Here is a 21,126-nt window from a genome sequence, read left to right as displayed (position 1 = left end):
GAACTATATAATAGATACTATTACAACCCTAATTATATATTATCTGGATTCCTATGATCCGACATTTATGTTTTTTGTATGTATATGTAATAACTCAAGTATTTATGTTTATTCAAACACTATTTTTAATAATTAGTGAAAATATATTTATTAGGGATATTTTACTCTTAAATTGCCCTAAGTATTAGACAATGATATTTAGTAGATAAAGTAAGCATAGGTGAGTATAGAGACAATGGCTATTAATAATAGTGACAGACCTCAGATAGTTTCATAGTTATAGTAAAAGACTTGTATATAGGAGTAGGCAGCAACACCTTGAAATAGTTGGCTATAAGGTATTTAACAATTAGCTTAATAAAGCTAAAAAATAATATATGAACTTAATTCAGGTGTTATTATAGATAGTAAAATATTTTCATGTGTGATCAAATTTCAAAAATTCCACAACATATTCTAGTTAAAATTTCATTAGATAGATTTACTACTACACCTTAAGAGTTCTGATTTTTGTATAATTTTCCCCTCTTAATTTTACCTATTTTAGTCAAGTATTATTAATTATCATTTTTTGCTTGTATGCGAAGCTACAGGTTCTATGTATAATATATCACAGGTATATTAAGATAAGCTTAGTTACGATAGAAATAGGGCCTTTTATATCGTAACTAATATGATATAAATATCAGGATAATTTAATATTACAAATCTTTTTGATGAATCTTATTAGCTTAACTAAGTTTTCACAACAACACAAATAAGAATTATCTAAAAATAGCAGTATATATATTTATATAAATGATAAATAATGATTAAGAGACTAGAACCTACTAAGCATTAATTCTAATTTATGGTGAAATAGAAGATAAACCAGAGTTTATGAACTGTTTTCTTAGTGATTGCTTGACTCTAGAATGGTTATCTAAGGGCAATATCTATCTAATAAAATTACTTCAGTTAAATTTATTTACAGGTTTTAATTAAATCTATAAATTAATTTGTCAAACTACTTACTTACCATTTTGGCAATAGAATTCTTATGATTCCTAATAACAATTGATAGAATCCAGTATATTATTTAATGTAAATTCTTACAAAGAGTAGACTAAACTTTCTTGTAAATAGTTGTATATTAGATATCTTCAAATTGGATTTTTTTAGTTAGAAGCAAGACAATCAAAGCACATGAATTATCAAATCCTAGTAATTGATAGAGCTAACAGAAAATGACTATGACCATTCTTAATTTAGTAAAGAGGTATATTAAACTTAGTCAAATCATTCAAAATTGCAATTAATATTTTTTCTATCCTCACTATCATAAAAAACCAGAAAAATAAGTATAAAAATCACTCCATATAGCTAAATTGTAAGTAAGTTAAATCTTATACTAGAATTATATGGTTAATTTTTGCTACCATCGAATAAAAATTCTATATTTTAATGATAGTTAAAATAAAAATGACTCAGGCAAGAACTCAATTTAACAAGCAATTCTTTAATCCTCCATTCTTAATTTTTACTAGTATGGGTTTGTCCAGTCATTACAATAACCTAGACAAATTAAGTGGCTTGTATTTTATAAAAGCTTTGGTTAATAAAGAATGTCTTTGATTATTTTATCAGGTACTGATGATTAGCTGAAACTATGAGTTATTCTCCAATATCTTTAAAGACTCTTTTATCTTGCTATAATCAAAATTCATACCTAAGGTAAGTAGCATGATTTTTACTCCTGGCAACTTTTAAGTTATCCTCTTAGGCATGTAAGGAAAATCAGCATAAAATCGAATTTCTAAGTAATACTGGTATCATAAAGTTCAAAGAGAAAATAAAATGGAAGTTAAAACCAGCAATGCTAACCTTTTACAGTGGACAGGAGATGGTTTGGCTATTGGTTTTTTTGAGGGAAAGCTAGAATTAATCGGCGATTTAGCAAACTTAAATGATAAATTGGCTGGTGCCATTCAGGAACTTATTACTGAAGAAGAATTTAAAGCGAAGATTAACAGTATCATTTTCACTAGGGTAATTGGTGGTAGCCAGGTTCGGAAAATAATAGTGGTAGGTTTAGGGAAAGCAGAAGATTTCAACTTAGAAAGTCTAAGAATAGCTGCTGCTAGTATTGTTCGTGTTGGTAAAAAACAAAATGTAAATCTTTAGCAATTAGCTTGCCTATTTGCAATAATTTGGCAGAGACGGCCAAAACAATTACTGAAAGTGTAGAATTAGCAGTATATGAGGATAATCGCTTTAAATCAGAGCCGGAAGATAAAAAAAATACTATTGAGACTGTAGATTTAATTGGGTTGGTTGGGCAAGAAGAAGCTATTAATCTAGCACATCAAATTTGTTCTGGAGTTATACTTGCCAGGGAGTTGGTAGCTGCACCGGCCAATGAAGTTACACCTATTACCATGGCAGAGACTGCCCAAAAACTAGCTACTGAATATAACTTGCATTTAGAAGTATTAGAACATGGAGAATGTGAGAATCTAGGTATGGGGGCTTTCTTGGGGGTAGCAAAAGCCTCTGATATACCACCAAAATTCATTCACCTGACCTACCAACCTCAAGGTATCCCCAGGCGAAAATTAGCAATTATTGGTAAGGGTCTAACTTTTGATTCTGGTGGATTAAATATTAAGAGTGCTAGTAGCAGCATTGAAACCATGAAAATTGATATGGCTGGTGCAGGGGCTACTTTTGGAGCGGCCAAGGCCATTGGTCAAATCAAGCCAGATGTGGAGGTACATTTCATCTCTGCTGTTACCGAAAATATGATCAGCGGTTGTGCTATGCACCCAGGAGATATCTTAAAAGCATCAAACGGTAAAACAATTGAAGTTAATAATACTGATGCAGAAGGACGTCTAACTTTGGCTGATGCTTTAGTATTTGCTGACAAGCTAGGAGTGGATGCAATTGTTGATTTAGCCACTCTTACAGGTGCTTGTATAGTAGCTTTAGGCAATAATATTGCTGGGATGTTTACTCCTAATGATGAATTAGCTAAACAATTAGATATTGCTGGATATAAGGCAGGGGAAAAACTATGGCGTATGCCCATGGAAAACAAGTATTTTGAGGGATTGAAATCTAGTATTGCAGATATGAAAAATTCAGGACCTAGTGCAGGTTCTTCCATTACAGCATCTTTATTTTTGCAACAATTCGTTAAAAATACTCCTGCTTGGGCACATTTAGATATTGCCGGTCCGGTTTGGACAGATAAGGAGAGTGGAGTTAACAACATTGGTGCAACTGGTTTTGGTGTACAATTACTTGTAAATTGGGTAATGAGTTAGAAGAGTAAAGCGAAGATGATAATACAAAGTTCGCATACATCGATTAAGGCATAAATGTCATTGAATCCATAAGCATCGAAACCAGCGTTGTCTGGTGACATTGAAGTAAGCCTAAAATAACAAAAATCCCAAACCTCTGGATCTGAGCTTGAGGAAATACAAGAGACCTTAAAAATAGGAGTTTGATATGTATTAGGATAAAGTCTGAATAGACTTAGTGGTAAGTCAGAGTTGCAGATAAAATTATGCAACCCTATTCTTTATTTATGAAGCTTAGTCTAATTAAGCAAAACAGAGTGTAAATAATCTGTCCTGGGGAAACGTAACCAAGCTTTGTATTGTATTACAAAAACATCTTAGTTTGAAATAGAAAGTAAAAGTAATTGTTGTTTGTAAACAAGTTGCTAGTAGAGTATCAAAAGCTTTCCTATTTGATCAAGTTATGGTCCCCAGCAGCCACTCTTAATTTAATAAGCACCAAATTCTTAAAGTAATCTCATTTAACAAGTAAATTTGATGAGTATTTCTTAATTGACCGATATGTTTAGTCAATAAATTTTTAAGCTAAATTGGGTTATCTTTTCATTTGAGTATTCATTCTCCTTAATATATAATAAGGTAGTGAATTCTTGGGTCATATCTTACCAGAATTCTGTAAATTTTATAAACCTTCTAAAATTTGAACCTAGAGAATTTTTTCAGTTGTTAATAGTTATTATTTTGAAGTAATTATTGGCATGATATTTCCCGATTTGTACAGATTGTTACAGATAGGAAAATTTGGTAATCTCTAATAAAGTGGTTGTATAGTAAAACTTGACCAGTACTCAATACTAGGTAATCACAAATGTAATTGTGACACTGCAAAATTTTATATATTAAGAGACACAGATATTATAATAGGTCATAACCATACTTATTTTTCTATCTTTGAATTGCCATCAAACTTAAAGTATTCAACTAATAGCACTTACCTAAAATTAAATTTAGGATTGATAACAAATTGTACTTCTATTATATCTTATAAATTATCCTAACTGTAAACTAATTAAGAATTTGAAATTTATTTTTGCAGACTTTTATTACACCTATACCAATACATCATAGAATTCCTATTTACAAACATGAGTTTAATAAAAAAAGCATTATTCCTAAAATTCTTATATACAGTGTTTTTGGTGCAAATGTAGTAAACCTAAATTTAATAATATAATATATATCCATAATCTAGGTTTGTAAATTTCCTCTCAAGTTACCATAACTCTTTATCTGTCTATATTTTATTTTTTAACCATTTATAATTTCATATTTCGAAAACAAATAGTCTTAAAAATTTCTTCCACTAATATGAATATGGTGAAGTGTATAATACAACATATGTAATCAACAGCAATGAGGGTTACCAAAAATTACCCTTTGTTATATTTTTCCCTTAAGGTTAGACTTATTAGGTTTTAGCCATACTGTATAGCTAGCTATTTATTAAATTCTCCCTTTCATATCAATTTCCATTATTAGTAAAATCAAATTCCTGATAGGAATCGTTGTACAGAAATATTTAAAACATAAGTACAAAATCAAACCATAACTTAAATCAATATCCTTAGTATATTTGCAACCACTTCCGGTATAGACAGGTAAGCAATCTCAGTTTAGTATTATATTAATCTCCAAAAAGTGTTATTGATAATCCATTATATTAAATGGGCTTAATAATAAACGAGTTCTAGAAACTATAAGATAATTCTCTACTATTACACTGATTCAATTATGTTTAAACTATTATCTTAAGTAGTTAATATAAGGTAATTATGTATTCATAAAAATTTTTGATTAGTTCAATTTAATGCTAAATTGCTGGAATTTAAAATTAATTTAACTTCTCCTAATCACCTATGAGTTTTGATATACACTTTTTAAGTAAGCCCGAATAGCTTTTAAGTAAGTTTATTAAAAATCTAAATCTTGATTTTAGACTTCAGTTATTGTAATTTCAACTAAAAATAGAATATTATGCCCAGTTACATTTCTGCTATACTACCTTTTACTTACGTTAAATCCTGTTGCCAGCCACACTAATGCCCTAGCGCCATCACGAACAGATTTTTGAATTGGTTCTGGAGGTTTGTCAGAAGGAACAGGTATTGATTTAAAAGTAATACCCCGGCTACCTAAAACAATTTCGCCAACAACTGTAGCACGACGCATATGAAAATCTGATGTAATCAAATAAACACTTTTAATACCATGAAACTCTAAATCGTCGATTATAGTAGTGAAATTAGTGACTGTGTCTACTGCCTCATAATCTAAATATAATCGCTTAGGACTAATTCCAGCCTCTGTAAATACTTGTTCTGTTGATGTCTTAGGACTACCCCCTGTAATCCATATTGGTAGATTTGGATGTTGACGGACAAACTTAGCTGTGAACTTCTCACGCTCTAGATATTGGCTTGAACCACCTAATACAAGTACAGCTTGGGGGACTACCGATTGAGCTTTTATTTCCTTATTATATGTAGACCAAACATATAAGAGTATTAGTATAAGCATAAACCGAAAACATAGTCTTGATAGTGGTTTATTCAAGGGTTTTATACTTAGTTTTACTAAAAAATAATAGTGATGAACAAGATTTTAATGTTGAAGTAATACTTGTTTTTATTTATTCAGCTAAGTTAAATGAACTCCTAAATGTTAATAAAAACAAGTATTACAACAAGTTAAATCTATTGACTAATGTTTAGTTTGAACATGGTACTGTTTTTCAAACAAAATATTTCATGAATAACACTACTCCTAAATTGAGATATACAAAATACAAAAGTATGTAATTATCTTACGGTGACGGGGCTGGCGCGGCTCGAACGCGCGACCTAGCGCTTAGGAGGCGCTCGCTCTATCCAACTGAGCTACAGTCCCAAATAAAACACCGAACATAAATAATAATAGCAGTTGTTTTAATCTAACTACCAGTTTTTTTAAATAATTGTCATCTATTTCTAATTCTATAGATAAACCTTTCAGCTTCCAGAATAATTTTTTGTTGCTTGTCACTGAATTGTCATATTTATAAATTTAATTTCCCTTGAAAGGTATGACAACAATGAAAAAGTTAGATTTATTTCTGTGTTTCTGGGCGCCTTTAGGAAAATATCAGGTAAAATTTTAGCTGCAAGACAGGTTAGTTACAGGAAACAAATTCATGAATATTGATCTTGGTCATTTACTCCAAACTTAGCTATGGATTCCGTCCACCAAAGTCCTTATACCACCCTCTCTTGTAATCGATGAAAGCTTAGGCTGGGTTCTTTTCAATGCTATTTCAGTTACGCTAAAGCCATTATTATGGAACCATAAAACCCCAATAATTTCCTTTGTAAGGTATAGATATTAAATAAGTTAATTTAATCTAAAATCCCATTTAAACCAACCTGTGGGTTATGATTTATTAATACTTATGCTCATCTAAGCTTAAAAATTTGCATTTAGGATAACTAAACAGCAGTAAAACTCATTGAGAGAATCAGGCTTTCTAACTTGAATGTAATAATAACTGGGCAATAGATACCAGTAATTTTGACAGGTTTTCATAATAGATTGACTATTTTTGTAAGGATTTTAAACCCTGATAATTTTTAAGTGAGTTATTTTAACCCCTAAAATTTAGTCTGGGATATAGCTTATAAAATTGCTCTTAGAAGTATGTAACAGTTATGGTGTCTAATTAGTATTACTTTAGTACTTTTACTTAGTATCTCAACGATCATAGAGTTTAGTCATTTTTAATAACTTCTGACTCAATTGAGGGGTTAATAAACTAGAGCTGGTGTAGCGCCATCGCCAGTTGCCTTTATTTGTACTAGGGTCATTTATTCTCCCTTGATTATCCAGATTTAACACATCTTGTAAGGGTATAATAGCCAAATCGGCCACAGAAGACAAAGCCAGACGAATAAATTCCCAGCTAATTGACTCTATTTTTTCCGGTGAGTCATAACCTAAATAATTAGCAGCATGTTCTTTAGACTCCAGACTAGAAAATTCTTGCCACCATCCTAAGGTAGTTTCATTATCATGGGTGCCAGTATAAACCACACTGTTATGAGTATAATTATGAGGCAAGTGAAGATTATCAGCATTACTACTAAAGGCAATTTGGAGAACACGCATGCTAGGAAAATCAAAATGATCCCGTAATCTTTCTACTTCTGGGGTGATAATACCCAAGTCTTCTACCATTACTGGCAATTTACCTAAAAGATTACTCAGAGTTTCAAAGAACTCAAATCCCGGTGCAGATACCCATTCCCCATTAATTGCAGTTTTCTCCCCTGCTGGAACTCGCCAATAGGCTTCAAAGCCACGGAAATGGTCAACTCTAATAATGTCCACATATTTTAGGGTTGAATTAAACCTTTCAATCCACCAAGCAAAGTTGCTTTCTTTAAGTTTTTCCCAGTCATAAACTGGATTACCCCACAATTGTCCTGTAGCACTGAAATAGTCTGGAGGTACACCCGCAATATAAGCTGGGTTTAAAGTTTGTCTATTTAGCTGGAAAATTTCCGGATTAGCCCATACATCTGCACTGTTATGGCAAACATAAATAGAAATATCCCCTACAATTTTAATGTTTTTACTATTGGCATATTCCCGTAGTTGTGACCATTGTTGAAAAAATATGAATTGTAAAAACTTATGGTAGGCAATAGTTTCTTGGTATTTCTCTGCTACTAGTTTGAGATCATTTGACTGTCGGCAAGCGAGCTTTTTATCCCAATTATTCCAACTATCACCATTATGTAATTCTAGCATTGTCATGAATAATACATAATCATCCAACCAAAATGATTGTTCTTGACAAAATTCCTCAAATGCTAATTTGCCTAAACCTTTTAATGATTTTTGCCAACGTTGATTTGAGAGCTTTAATATCCTTGTTTTGTAAGTAATAACACGGCCAAAATTTACTCTTTGGGGATTATCTTCAGGTGGAAAGGGAGCTAGTTCTTCAGCTTGCAACAATCCTTGTTTTACTAACTTTTCTAGACTTATTAATAAATGATTACCAGCAAAAGCACTAAAATTCATTGTATAGGGAGAATACTCATAACCAGTAGGTCCTAGGGGCAAAATTTGCCATAGTTTTTGACCACTTGCCTCCAGAAAATCCACAAATTTATAAGCAGATTCTCCTAAATCCCCTATTCCGAATTGACTAGGTAGACTAGTTGGGTGTAGTAAAATTCCACTTGCTCTGGAAAAACTCATATTTACCGCCTATAACAATTAAATTAGAAACCAGAACCAATAATATTATGAGCCAAACAAAGTAAGTAAATTCAATTATTACAATGAAATTATGCAAATTCTCTAGTAGTAACATTAAATATTGAGAAATAAAAATCATGCAAAATTCATTATTGAAAGACGATCCCCTATGGTTTAAAGATGCGATTATTTACGAGGTACCGGTGCGTGCCTTTGCTGATAGTGATGGAGATGGCATCGGAGATTTCAAAGGATTAATGGAGAAATTAGACTACATTCAGGATTTAGGAGTTACAGCAATTTGGGTACTACCCTTTTTCCCATCTCCTTTACGGGATGATGGTTATGATATTGCAGATTATAATAGTGTTAATCCAATTTACGGAAGTTTAGAAGACTTTAAGGCTTTTTTAATAGCTGCTCATCAGAGAGGAATTCGGGTAATTATTGAGCTAATTATCAATCATACATCTGACCAACACCCTTGGTTTCAAAGGGCATGCAAAGCGCTACCAAATACTAAGGAAAGAGATTTTTATGTGTGGAGTGATACCCCGGAAAAATATCCAGATGCCCGAATCATTTTTAAGGATTTTGAGCATTCCAATTGGGCTTGGGATCCATCAGCAAAGGCTTATTACTGGCACCGTTTTTACTCTCACCAACCTGATTTAAATTTTGAAAGTCAGGCAGTGAAACAAGCTATATTTGAGGTAGTAGATTTCTGGCTGAGTATGGGGGTAGACGGACTAAGGTTGGATGCTGTTCCTTATCTATACGAACGTCAAGGAACAAACTGCGAGAATTTACCAGAAACTCATGCCTTTCTAAAACAATTACGACAACACATAGACAGAAAATTCCCAAATCGAATGTTATTGGCAGAGGCTAACCAATGGCCGGAAGATGCAGTTAAATATTACGGTCTTGGAAATGAGTGTCATATGGACTTCCATTTTCCTCTGATGCCTCGCTTGTTTATGTCTTTGCAAATGGAAGATAGTTTTCCCATTATTGATATCTTACAGCAAACACCCCAGATTCCTGACAATTGTCAATGGGCTTTATTCCTACGTAACCATGATGAACTGACTCTGGAAATGGTAAGTGATGAAGATCGGGATTATATGTACCGCGTTTATGCTCAAGACCCACAAGCAAGATTAAATCTAGGTATTCGTCGTCGTTTAGCACCTTTAATGGGGAATAACCGTCGCCAGATTGAATTGATGAATGCTTTGTTAATGTCTTTGCCAGGAACTCCCGTTCTTTACTATGGGGATGAAATTGGTATGGGAGATAATATTTACTTAGGTGATCGTAATGGTGTCAGAACCCCCATGCAGTGGAGTGCAGACCGCAATGCAGGCTTTGGTTATGGAAATCCTCAGAAGCTTTATGCACCAGTTATTCTAGACCTGGAGTACCACTACGAAGCGGTAAATGTGGAAGCACAGAGAGCAAATTCCAATTCTCTGTGGTGGTGGATGAAGCGATTGATTGCCACCCGAAGAAGATTTCAAGCCTTTGGTAGAGGAACCTTTGAATTTCTATATCCAGAGAATCGCAAAGTTTTGACTTTCATTCGGACTTATGATGGAAAGCATATTTTGGTGGTTGCCAACCTATCCCGGTTTGTCCAGACAGTACATATAGATTTATCTAGCTTCAATGGAATGATACCGGTAGAAATATTTGGTAGAACGGAGTTTCCTGCCATTAGTGAAAGACCTTATTTTATTTCCCTTGGTCCACATTCGTTCTACTGGTTTACCCTTCAATTAAGCCCCAGTCCTACCTGTCCTGTCAGAAAACTTAACCAAATACCGAAATTAGTAGTGAGCGAAAAATGGCAAAATGTCTTTACCAAGATAGATGCCAGAATAGCTTTAGAAACCGCACTACCAAATTATTTGTGCAGCTGTCCTTGGTTCGATAGTACACGGGTGATTCAAGGGGTTAATATTATTGAAACTATTCCCATTGCTTCTTCCAAACATGAAGCTTATATTCTATTGGTAGATATAGATTATACAGAGGGTGATGCCAATACTTATGTTTTAACTTTGGGTTATGAATCAGAAGGTATAGATAGTCAAAGATTTATAAACAGCCCAGAACAAATAGTTGCTCAAATTCAGGTACGTGGAGACGAAAAAATAGGAGCTTTATTTAATGCTCTTACTGATAAAGACCTCTTAGAAATTCCCTTGCTATCAGTTACACAAAAACAAAAATACCATGGTAAATTAGGGGAGTTAGTCCCAACTCAAACAGAAGCATTCCCGTATGTTTGGCAGAATATTACTGAACAATCTTCTAGTAATAGCTGGGAAGCTCACCTATTAAAGGGGGAACATAATAACACCTCAATTATCTATGGAGACAAATTAATATTCAAACTTTTCCGCAAAGTGGAAGAGGGTATTAATCCCGACTTAGAAATCCGTACTTTTCTCAATCGGAAGACTCGTAACTTGCACTCACCCTTATCAAAACATTTTGCTGATGTTGCCAGTGCTTGGGAATACCATCGAAAGGGTTACAAACCAATAACATTGGGTATACTACAGACATATACTCCTGATATTGTTGATGCTTGGTCTTATAGCTTAGATAGCCTAAGAGACTTTTTTGAACTAGTACTACCCAAACAAATAGATATTACCGAGATTGATTTACCTCCATCCTTACTATTTGTCGCTCTTAATACAGATATTCCCCAGATAGTACAGGAATTAATGGGTTCGTTCTTACGTATTGCTGAGTTACTAGGACAGCTTACTGCTGAACTGCATATAGCCCTTGCTAGCGATAATGAACATCCTGACTTTGCCCCAGAACCATTTTCTTCTTTTTATCAGCGTTCTGTATACCAGTACATGCGAAACCAGGCAGGTCAAGTTTTAATCTTGTTAAAAAAGTATCTCAGCAGATATAGTTCCGAGATTCAGGCATTAGCAAAGATGCTACTGAATCAGCGGGATTCAATCCTAGAAGAGTTTAAACAACTGCTGAACCGAAAAATTACAGCTATGCGTACCCGTTCTCATGGACATTATTCATTAAAAGAAGTATTGTATACAGGCAAAGATTTTATTATCATTGACTTTGAAGGAGATACAAGCCGTTCTTTAAATGAGCGACGCATGAAACGATCACCACTGAGAGATGTGGCATCAATGTTACAATCCTTCTACTGTGTTTGTAGTATGGCTCTACGTAATGAGAAAGAAAGTGGTATTATCCACACAGACAAGTTACCTGTTATGGAACGTTGGTCACAGTTCCTATTTTGTTGGTCTAGTGTTGCTTTTTTGAAGGCCTACTTTGCTAATGCTGGTGATGCAACTTTCCTTCCTCAAGATAAATCAGAATTACAGGTACTTCTGAATACCTTTATTTTAGAAAAATCTATTTCGCAGTTAGACTACGAGCTGAGAAACCGTCCTGACTGGGTAGAAATAGCTTTGCAGAGGACTCTGAAATTATTGGAGCCTATTTAGGTCTTTTCGGTTATTAAGTTTGAAATAGTGGGAACGTGTTCAACCCTCAAGTATTATTTTCCACCATTATCTTAGTTTTAAACTTTATATATGTAATCGGCAATTAACTTTCAGAAAACCTATATAAATATCTCATAAAATAAATAAAAACAGACAACTTTTCAAGTATTGCCTCGTGGTGAGTATATGAGTTTTATCTACTAAATAGTAGGTAAAAGACAAGGCAGGCATTGCCCACCTTACTTAATAATATCTAATAAAGGATTGAGGATAAATCGTCAACTAAGCTAAGCAAATGCTGCGGTCTTCACATCATTCCTTGCCAAGATATCCTGTAACTCCTCCGCATCTACAGTTTCCTTTTCTACTAGGATGTCTGCAAGTTGGTTGAGTATATGGCGGTTCTCTTCTAATACTTGCTTTGCCCTTATATAGGCTGCATCAACCAACTGCCGTACTTCTTCATCAATAGTAGCAGCAGTCTCTTCTGAAAAATCACGCTCAGACATAATATCTCTCCCTAAGAACATATTACCTTGCTGACGACCCAAGGCCACAGGTCCTAAGCGATCACTCATACCAAAACGAGTTACCATCTGACGTGCAACACGTGCAACTTGTTGTAAGTCATTGGAGGCACCAGTAGTTACCTCTTCATCACCGAAGATTATCTCTTCTGCCAAGCGACCACCTAAAGCTACTGCCATTTGGTTCTCCAAGTAAGAACGACTATATAAACCGGAATCCATTCTATCCTCATTAGGAGTAAACCAAGTCAAACCACCTGCCCTACCGCGAGGAATAATACTAATCTTTTGTACAGGATCATAATCAGGCATTAAGGCACCAACTAAAGCATGACCAGCCTCATGATAAGCAACCAGTAACTTTCGCCTTTCACTCATTACTCTATCCTTCTTCTCGGGTCCAGCTAAAACCCTGTCAATGGCATCATTAATTTCATCCATGGAAATTTCTGTTAGATTCCGACGTGCTGTCAAAATTGCGGCTTCATTCAGCAAGTTGGATAAATCGGCACCAGTAAATCCAGGGGTACGACGAGCAATCCGATCTAAATCTATACCCTTAGCAAGGGTTTTACCACGAGCATGAACGTTAAGAATTTCTACTCGTCCAGCATAGTCTGGACGTTCTACGACTACCTGACGATCAAAACGTCCAGGACGTAATAATGCTGCATCTAAAACATCGGGACGGTTAGTAGCAGCAATTATAATAATGCCAGTATTTCCTTCAAAACCATCCATTTCAGTCAGTAATTGGTTTAGGGTTTGCTCCCGTTCATCATTACCACCACCTAAACCAGCACCACGCTGACGACCTACTGCGTCAATCTCATCAATAAAAACAATACAAGGGGCACTCGATTTTGCCTGCTCAAACAAGTCACGGACACGTGATGCACCGACACCTACAAACATTTCTACAAACTCAGAACCAGAGATGGAGAAGAAGGGAACACCCGCTTCCCCGGCTACTGCACGTGCAAGAAGTGTTTTACCAGTTCCTGGAGGACCAACTAAAAGAACTCCTTTGGGGATTTTTGCTCCTACTGCTGTGAAACGGTCAGCGTTTTTCAAGAAATCCACAACCTCATTCAATTCTAGTTTAGCCTGTTCAATACCAGCTACATCACCAAAAGTAACTTGAGTTTGTGGTTCCATTTGTACTCTGGCTTTAGACTTACCAAAGTTCATCGCCTGGCTACCAGGACCACTTTGGGCACGACGTAGTAAAAAAACAAACCTACTAGCAAAAGTACTGGGAAAAAAAGGCTGCTTAGAGCTTTAAACCAGAATCCATCATCACTTTGAGGTAAAACATCAATACCTACACCCTTAGCACTTAAAGTTGCAATTAGCTCTGGATCATTAACCAAGGTTACTAATCTTTTACTGGTTTCATCCTTGGGGGTAACTAATGCCTGTTTACGATCAGGACTAATACTAACTTTTTCCACCCTATTATTTTCAACTGCCTGGATAAATTGACTATATCGCCATGTTTTTCTAGCTTCAGGTTGCTTATCTAAGAATGCAGTTCCTAAGGCAATCAGGACTATAAAAAGCAATGCATACAGGCCTGTATTTCTCCATCGTTTATTATTCACCTAGATTTAGTCCTCCTATAAATTTTTCTAAGTTTCTGCAATTTTCCTGATAAGAAGAGGTACAATTAATAGTTGTGTTAACTTATTTTAAATAATACCAGAATTAATAAGTCTTATGATAAGGGCATTCCCTTTAACTGTTGTAAGACTAGATTTTCGACATCGTAATTTTAACAATTCACATGGAGAAACAACTGTGTAAATCGTAATAATTTCTACAACAATTTTCGAACCATTCTATTGTTCAGAATTCCTCTAGCACTTATTAACGTTGGTTTTCCAAGCATTGTAAAAGTTACAATTGCATAATACCCAGTAGAATTCTCTTTGTTGAGTGTGTTGTCTACCAGTAACTTAACCCCATTATCACAAATTATTCTGTACTTGTATTTGCTAAGTTTCCCTGAGGATTAACTCAACTTACTTCTTGGGTATTGAGTTTTCCTATACAGATTTTGATTGATCATAAACTGGGGTACTCTCAATATTTTATGTATAGGGTAAAAGTCCCTATAATCTTTCTTGTGGAATCCTTGAAATAATTCCCAGCTTTGTTTTCTATCTGAATTAGAAGGTAAAATTCTCCCAGTAATCCATTTTCAGTTATTAGGGAAAACGGATTATGAAAAATATAAACTTTAGAAATTGATAACCATGCCAAGCACTGATATGCTGTGTTTGGAATAGTGCAGTCATAACTTAACTTACCATTATGAACTCAGGTAGTAGGGAGAACTATTTATTTTGCTATAATATAAACCAGAATTACTAACAGATAAACTTAGGATATTTTGATTGCTTAAACAACCATGATAGCCAGTAGATAATTATACTTTGTCACATAAATCTTCACTTTCAAGCTTTAATAACATATTTAGTAAACACTCCTGTCTCGATACCCTTATAATATTGCATTCTAGGCATAGTAGCAAAAGTAGCAATTAGGCAATTATTTGAAATGTATAGAAATTCAACCAATTTGAGAACTGCTAATTTAAATAATAAAAACATTAATAATGTCAGTTTTAACAAAAATAAAACCTGTAGTCTCAAGCCATGATAACCACCATATTAGTAAAAGAATATATAAAAGAACCATATAAGAAAGTGTAGAAATGTTACCCTAAAACTTATCTTATGCGCTTATATAAACAATAATCATACATATTCTATTCAGATAATTATATCCTTATGATTGCAGTGATGGTGACTGTGAGAAGATAACACACCCCAAGAATAAGCATCTTATAGAAATAACTCTTATTCAATAATTTAGTCATTAAAATCCTAGGATACTTTAGTGTATGTGGTAAACAGGAAAATCATTATCTCGTTAAATAAAAACCATAGGGTAAACTAAGAAATAAATTACTTGGAGTATAATTAAAGAGTGTAATTTACCTCAATATAAGTATGAATTTATAAAAGTAAAACATTATTAAAATCAAACTTATAAATTTATTGGGTTGTTATTTTTTACCGAACTCTGAGAAGATGTATAAAAGATGAAAAAACACAGAATAACTGTTGACTGTGAAAATTGACTCGAAGTTAAAAGTGAATGCCCCCGAGCATATTAAGAGCAGCTCTGATACTACTGATTTAGGACAGATTACTAAGGATATTGATCTTAGAGAGAAACCAATATTAGTTTTTGGAACGACATTTGTAACTGTATTTATGGCGGAAATTGGGGATAAAACTCAGTTATCAACCTTATTGATGAGTGCAGAGTCTCACAAACCATGGATGGTATTTTATGGTTCCGTGATGGCTTTACTAACCACAAGTTTACTGGGTGTGCTTGTTGGTACATGGATGGCAAAAAAATTGCGTCCTGAAACTATAAATATAGCAGCAGGAGTAATACTATTATTTATTTCTCTGATGCTCATTGGTGATGTTTTAATTGATTAAAACATCTGTCTGCTGTACCTACGAACTAAATACATGAATACTATTATTTGACTTAAACGCAGTGTTATCATATCTTGCAATGTAAACTAGTGGCAAATGGCAAATTAATAACTCCAATAAATGTAAATAAATGAAAAATGAGAATTACTAAAACCTAAAATAAGCAATAAATTTAATGATAGATTATCATCTAATTGGACTCAGCTTTGTCACAGTATTTTTGTCTGAGCTGGGGGATAAAAGTCAATTGGCTACCATTGCTCTTTCTGGACGTTCACAGGCTCCCCGTGCAGTATTTCTTGGCACTGCAACAGCCCTGATTATAAGCAGTTTTATAGGAGTATTGGCAGGGGGGACAATTGCAGAATTCCTACCAACAAAATTATTGAAAATAATTGCTGCTCTCGGATTTGCTTTTCTTGCTATAAAGCTACTCATTTTTGGTGAAGAAGGTAAGAAGTGAAAGGGAAAAGAGCAGATTTTGTTATTTTGCTCATATTTATACCAGAGTTGGCATAGTCATATCAAATTTAATTAACCAAAAAAAATGCGGCAAATTTGTTTTTCCCATTCACTCACATTACTTTCCACTTATCCAGGAAGTGCCAAATCACACTATAACAAGTTATAAATTTAGTTAAAAATACTGTAAAATCATGGAAATATTACCGGAAGAATTGCAGACCTTACAAGGAAAAGTTGCAATTGTCACTGGCTCGTCGAGAGGTATTGGTAAGGCAATTGCTAAAGAGTTTGCTAAGTTGGGTGCAAATGTAGTTGTCAACTATGCTCGTTCTAGTCAACCGGCTGAGGAATTGGTAGCAGAAATTACCTCGGTTGGGGGTAATGCAATTGCACTGCAGGCTGATGTATCTAAAGTTGAACAGGTAGACTCATTATTCAAGACCGTAATCAGTAAGTATAAAAGTATTTATATTTTGGTTAATAATGCAGGTATTACATGTGACACATTGTTATTAAGGATGAAACCAGAAGATTGGCAAGCAGTGATAGATTTGAATCTCACAGGTGTTTTTTTGTGTACCCGCGCAGCTAGTAAGAATATGCTTAAGCAGAGGTCAGGAAGAATAATTAATATTGCCTCCATTGCTGGACAAGTAGGTAACCCGGGACAAGCCAACTATAGCGCCGCAAAAGCAGGGGTAATAAGTTTCACTAAAACAGTGGCGAAGGAATTTGCCTCACGTGGGATTACTGTAAATGCGGTTTCTCCTGGCTTCATTGCCACTGATATGACAGAAAGCATAAATTTAAATGAAATTCTCAGGTATATTCCCCTTGGGCGTTTGGGGCAACCTGAAGAGATTGCAGGCATGGTAAGATTTCTTGCTTCAGATGCTGCCGCAGCCTACATTACTGGGCAGGTCTTCAATGTTGATGGTGGCATGGTTATGATATAAAAAAATGTTGATGGATATAAAAATTAGTATTTAGCATATTAAACAAGACTATAAATTAAACCCTATTCTCTCCGCTAGTTCAATTTGGGCTTTATACTTTGATGAAATACTCATTGTTCTTCATCTAGCTTTTGTTAGAATTCTGAACCCTAGTATTTTGTTATTTGTGGTGTTCGTTATAATTTCCTCATTTCAACATCTGCCCCTCCAATTGCTATCTTAACCTTATTAAACTTTCACTGCCCTCATTCTCTGCCAAACAGTAAATCCCAAAAGTAAAACAACTCCAATAGTAGTAACTGAAATTACAGGAACACTCATACCTTGTACTTTCATCGCTGCCAAGTTACAAACCAATGCAATTGACCATAAAGTTAAAGTTGCACAACGTTGAGATAAACCCCAAGCTAAAAGACGATGGTGTAAATGGTCTTTTCCTGGAGTACTCATTGGATTTTTACCTGCCATTAGTCTCCGTATGATAACCTGGGTGGTATCTAATACAGGTAGTAACAGGAATAAAACTGGGGGTATTAAGGCTACTAGAGTTGAAATTTGTAGTTTACCCAAAATTGTTGTTGCTGCAAGCACATAACCGAAAAAATATGCTCCAGCATCACCCATGATTATGTGTGAAGGATGAAAATTATGGCGTAAAAAGCCAAGAGAACCACCTCCAAGAGCAGCTAGTACTAGAGTAGCTGCAGCACGATTAGGGAATTGAGCAGAAACTGCTAACAGACTCATAGCGGTAATAAAACTTACTCCTCCTACTAAGCCATCCATACCATCCATCAGATTAATCGCGTTGGTAATTCCAACTACCCACAGTATTGTTAAAAAAATGGAAAGTAGTGAATCAACAGGAGTTCCAAATGTGACTTCTAGTCTAATGTCATTCCCCACTAGTAATAGTGCTGTTAGTACTTGTACCAATAGGCGCACTGAGGGTGGTAAACCGAATTGATCATCAATAAAGCCAACCAAAACTAGAATTGAACCTCCTAGTAGTACTGTTAGCACCTGTGCTAAAACGTTTTGTAATTCAATCGGTCGTAACAAACTAGCTAGCACCAATGCTGCTACAACTCCAGCATAAATTGCCAAGCCACCTGCATTGGGCAAAGGTTCTTGGTTAAGACGACGGGCATTAGGTTGATCTGCCCACCCGACCCTTAGAGCAAATTTTCTGACAGCAGGAATTAAACGCCATGTTACTACCCAAGCTAATAAAAACGTAAACACTACAGCTAGCCAGCCGGAACCGCCAGGGCTAGCAATACCCATTACCTTCAGGTAGTTGTATATATTCATTCACCAATCTAATTAACTAATAAGGATTTTTCACAGGATTATCAAGTGTATGCTAATCGATTTTGATGATTGATCGGTAATTTCCCAATCCTATGGGGTTAGCACTCTTTACCTTAGAGTGCTAAATTGTCTAATGGAAGAGATAGAAAAGCAAAACATGGCAAAAATAATTTCCTTTAATGAAAATTCACGTCGGTCACTAGAAAGGGGTATTAATGCCCTAGCAGATGCTGTGAAAATTACTTTGGGACCCAAGGGTCGTAATGTGCTTTTAGAAAAGAAATTTGGTGCACCTCAAATTGTAAATGATGGTATTACAGTTGCCAAAGAAATTGATCTGGAAGATCCTTTAGAAAATACTGGTGCTAAATTAATACAGGAAGTTGCTTCCAAAACTAAGGAAGTTGCTGGAGATGGAACTACAACTGCTACAGTTTTAGCTCAAGCCATGATTAGGGAAGGGCTAAAAAATGTAGTAGCAGGAGCAAATCCTGTAGCGATAAGACATGGAATTGAAAAAACTGTTGAGTATTTAGTTGGGGAAATAAGTAAGATCGCAAAGCCAGTAGGAGAAGATGTAATTGCTCAGGTAGCTGCTGTTTCTGCTGGCAATGATGACGAAGTTGGCACAATGATTTCTGAAGCAATGGTTAAGGTAACCAAAGATGGCGTAATCACTGTAGAAGAGTCCAAATCCCTAAGTACAGAATTAGAAGTGGTAGAAGGGATGCAAATTGATCGCGGTTATATTTCTCCCTATTTTATTACTAACAATGAGCGTATGACGGTGGAACTAGAGAATCCCCGTATTCTCATTACAGATAAGAAAATTAGCAATGTTCAAGATCTAGTAGGTATTCTGGAAAAAGTTGCCAAGAGTGGCCAACCATTACTAATAATTGCCGAAGATATAGAAGGTGAAGCTCTGGCTACCTTAGTTGTAAATAAAGCTAGAGGCGTGTTATCTGTGTGTGCTATTAAAGCCCCTGGTTTTGGTGATCGTCGTAAGGCAATGTTAGAAGACATTACCATTTTGACTGGTGGCCAACTAATTTCTGAAGAAATTGGTTTAAACCTGGATGCTGCTTCTTTAGACATGCTAGGAACAGCACGCAAAATAGAAATTGATAAGGAAAATACCACTATTATTGCTGCTGGAGATAATACACAGGATGTGCAAAAGCGCATTGCACAGATCCGCAAGCAACTGGAGTTAACGGACTCCGAATATGATAAAGAAAAACTACAAGAACGTATTGCCAAGCTAGCAGGTGGTGTTGCCGTAATTAAAGTCGGTGCGGCCACAGAAACTGAACTAAAAGACCGCAAGTTGAGGATTCAGGATGCCCTGAATGCAACGAAGGCCGCTGTCGAAGAAGGAATTGTTCCTGGTGGTGGTACAACATTAATTCATTTATCTACAAAAATTGATGCTATTAAACACAAACTAACAGAGGAGGAGCAGATTGGTGCAGATATCGTAGCCCGCTCTTTAGAGTTGCCTCTATGTCAGATAGCTGATAATGCTGGTGCTGAAGGCTCCGTAATTGTAGATAAAGTAAGAAATACAGAATTCAATGTTGGTTATAATGCCATCAATGGAGAATACCAAGATATGATTGCGGCTGGAATTATTGACCCTGCTAAAGTAGTCCGTTCTGCTCTACAAAATTCCGCCTCAATTGCTTCCATGGTATTAACGACGGAAGCGATAGTTGCTGAGATACCCGAAAAACAACCTGCTGCTCCTGACATGGGTGGTATGGGTGGTATGGGTGGTATGGGTGGTATGGGTGGTATGGGTGGTATGGGTGGTATGGGCATGCCTGGCATGGGTATGATGTAATCCTATCCTAAGAATTTTTATTTCACCCTGCTTATCCCATAACGATAGTATAGAAAACCCCTCTTTAAAATTAAGTAAGAGGGGTTCTCTTATTAAGAATAATAATATGTTTTCAAATATTCATCATGAACATAATTTTCTACATTTTGCCAATAAAGCGAAATAGATAAACTCCCAGAAAACCTTTGATATATGATAAATAGTATATGAAAGTTGTCGCAACTAATGTAATTATTTAGAATTGAGAAAAAACCGATATTTCTAAAAACACTACTGAAAGATAACTTGATAATAATTATTATGACGTTACATTAATGATAGTCTTTAGCTCCTAGCTGGACTCTAACACAATCAAAAGGTGCTATAACGTGAAAGTGTATTTTTGTCAAAAATATCCCGGAATCAC

General features: G+C 35.1%; 8 protein-coding genes, 1 tRNA gene and 2 pseudogenes. 6 read left to right on the top strand and 5 right to left on the bottom strand.

Annotation, left to right across the window (positions count from 1 at the left end; all coding sequences use genetic code 11):
• The first annotated feature begins 1,836 nt into the window (after positions 1-1,836).
• Positions 1,837-3,308 (top strand): annotated as a pseudogene (locus tag RINTHH_RS03970) (leucyl aminopeptidase).
• A gap of 2,037 nt (positions 3,309-5,345) precedes the next feature.
• Here the strand turns inward: RINTHH_RS03970 and RINTHH_RS03965 are convergent.
• The 3 genes from RINTHH_RS03965 to malQ form a co-directional block, all read right to left on the bottom strand.
• The gene (locus RINTHH_RS03965; RefSeq protein WP_008233178.1) at positions 5,346-5,864 is read right to left on the bottom strand and encodes a YdcF family protein; all 519 of its coding nucleotides are present in this window, start codon (positions 5,862-5,864) and stop codon (positions 5,346-5,348) included.
• A gap of 295 nt (positions 5,865-6,159) precedes the next feature.
• Positions 6,160-6,233, bottom strand: a tRNA-Arg gene (locus tag RINTHH_RS03960).
• Between the two features lie 837 nt (positions 6,234-7,070).
• Positions 7,071-8,585 (bottom strand): 4-alpha-glucanotransferase, encoded by a 1,515-nt coding sequence (gene malQ / locus RINTHH_RS03955; protein WP_008233177.1) that lies wholly within the window; start codon positions 8,583-8,585, stop codon positions 7,071-7,073.
• Between the two features lie 137 nt (positions 8,586-8,722).
• On the opposite strand from malQ, the gene treS reads away from it, so the two are divergent.
• Positions 8,723-12,091 carry a maltose alpha-D-glucosyltransferase gene (treS, locus tag RINTHH_RS03950; protein ID WP_008233176.1) on the top strand — a complete coding sequence of 1,123 codons (3,369 nt, stop codon included), beginning with the start codon at positions 8,723-8,725 and terminating at the stop codon, positions 12,089-12,091.
• A 287-nt stretch (positions 12,092-12,378) separates the two neighbouring features.
• On the opposite strand, the pseudogene ftsH3 reads toward treS, so the two are convergent.
• Positions 12,379-14,222, bottom strand: a pseudogene (ftsH3, locus tag RINTHH_RS03945) (ATP-dependent zinc metalloprotease FtsH3).
• Between the two features lie 1,557 nt (positions 14,223-15,779).
• Here ftsH3 and RINTHH_RS03940 point away from each other — a divergent pair.
• The 3 genes from RINTHH_RS03940 (at position 15,780) to fabG (ending at position 17,560) form a co-directional block, all read left to right on the top strand.
• Positions 15,780-16,139: a TMEM165/GDT1 family protein gene (locus RINTHH_RS03940; RefSeq protein ID WP_008233169.1), complete on the top strand. Its 360-nt coding sequence runs from the start codon at positions 15,780-15,782 to the stop codon at positions 16,137-16,139.
• Between the two features lie 178 nt (positions 16,140-16,317).
• On the top strand, positions 16,318-16,602 hold the full coding sequence (locus RINTHH_RS03935; protein WP_044304590.1) for a TMEM165/GDT1 family protein: 285 nt from the start codon (positions 16,318-16,320) through the stop codon (positions 16,600-16,602).
• A gap of 193 nt (positions 16,603-16,795) precedes the next feature.
• A complete protein-coding gene (gene fabG, locus RINTHH_RS03930; protein ID WP_008233167.1) occupies positions 16,796-17,560 on the top strand; it encodes a 3-oxoacyl-[acyl-carrier-protein] reductase in 765 nt (254 codons plus the stop codon).
• A gap of 228 nt (positions 17,561-17,788) precedes the next feature.
• On the opposite strand, the gene RINTHH_RS03925 is transcribed toward fabG, so the two are convergent.
• Positions 17,789-18,874 (bottom strand): MraY family glycosyltransferase, encoded by a 1,086-nt coding sequence (locus RINTHH_RS03925; RefSeq protein ID WP_008233165.1) that lies wholly within the window; start codon positions 18,872-18,874, stop codon positions 17,789-17,791.
• A 157-nt stretch (positions 18,875-19,031) separates the two neighbouring features.
• On the opposite strand from RINTHH_RS03925, the gene groL reads away from it, so the two are divergent.
• Positions 19,032-20,720, top strand: coding sequence for a chaperonin GroEL (groL, locus tag RINTHH_RS03920; protein WP_008233163.1), 1,689 nt, complete (start codon positions 19,032-19,034; stop codon positions 20,718-20,720).
• Positions 20,721-21,126 lie beyond the last annotated feature (406 nt).

Origin of the sequence: Richelia intracellularis HH01 (assembly GCF_000350105.1) — a bacterium.
In the GTDB taxonomy this organism is placed as follows: Bacteria; Cyanobacteriota; Cyanobacteriia; order Cyanobacteriales; family Nostocaceae; genus Richelia; species Richelia intracellularis.
The sequence above is the reverse complement of the archived record's forward strand: the minus strand, read 5'-3'. Positions and strand labels throughout refer to the sequence as shown.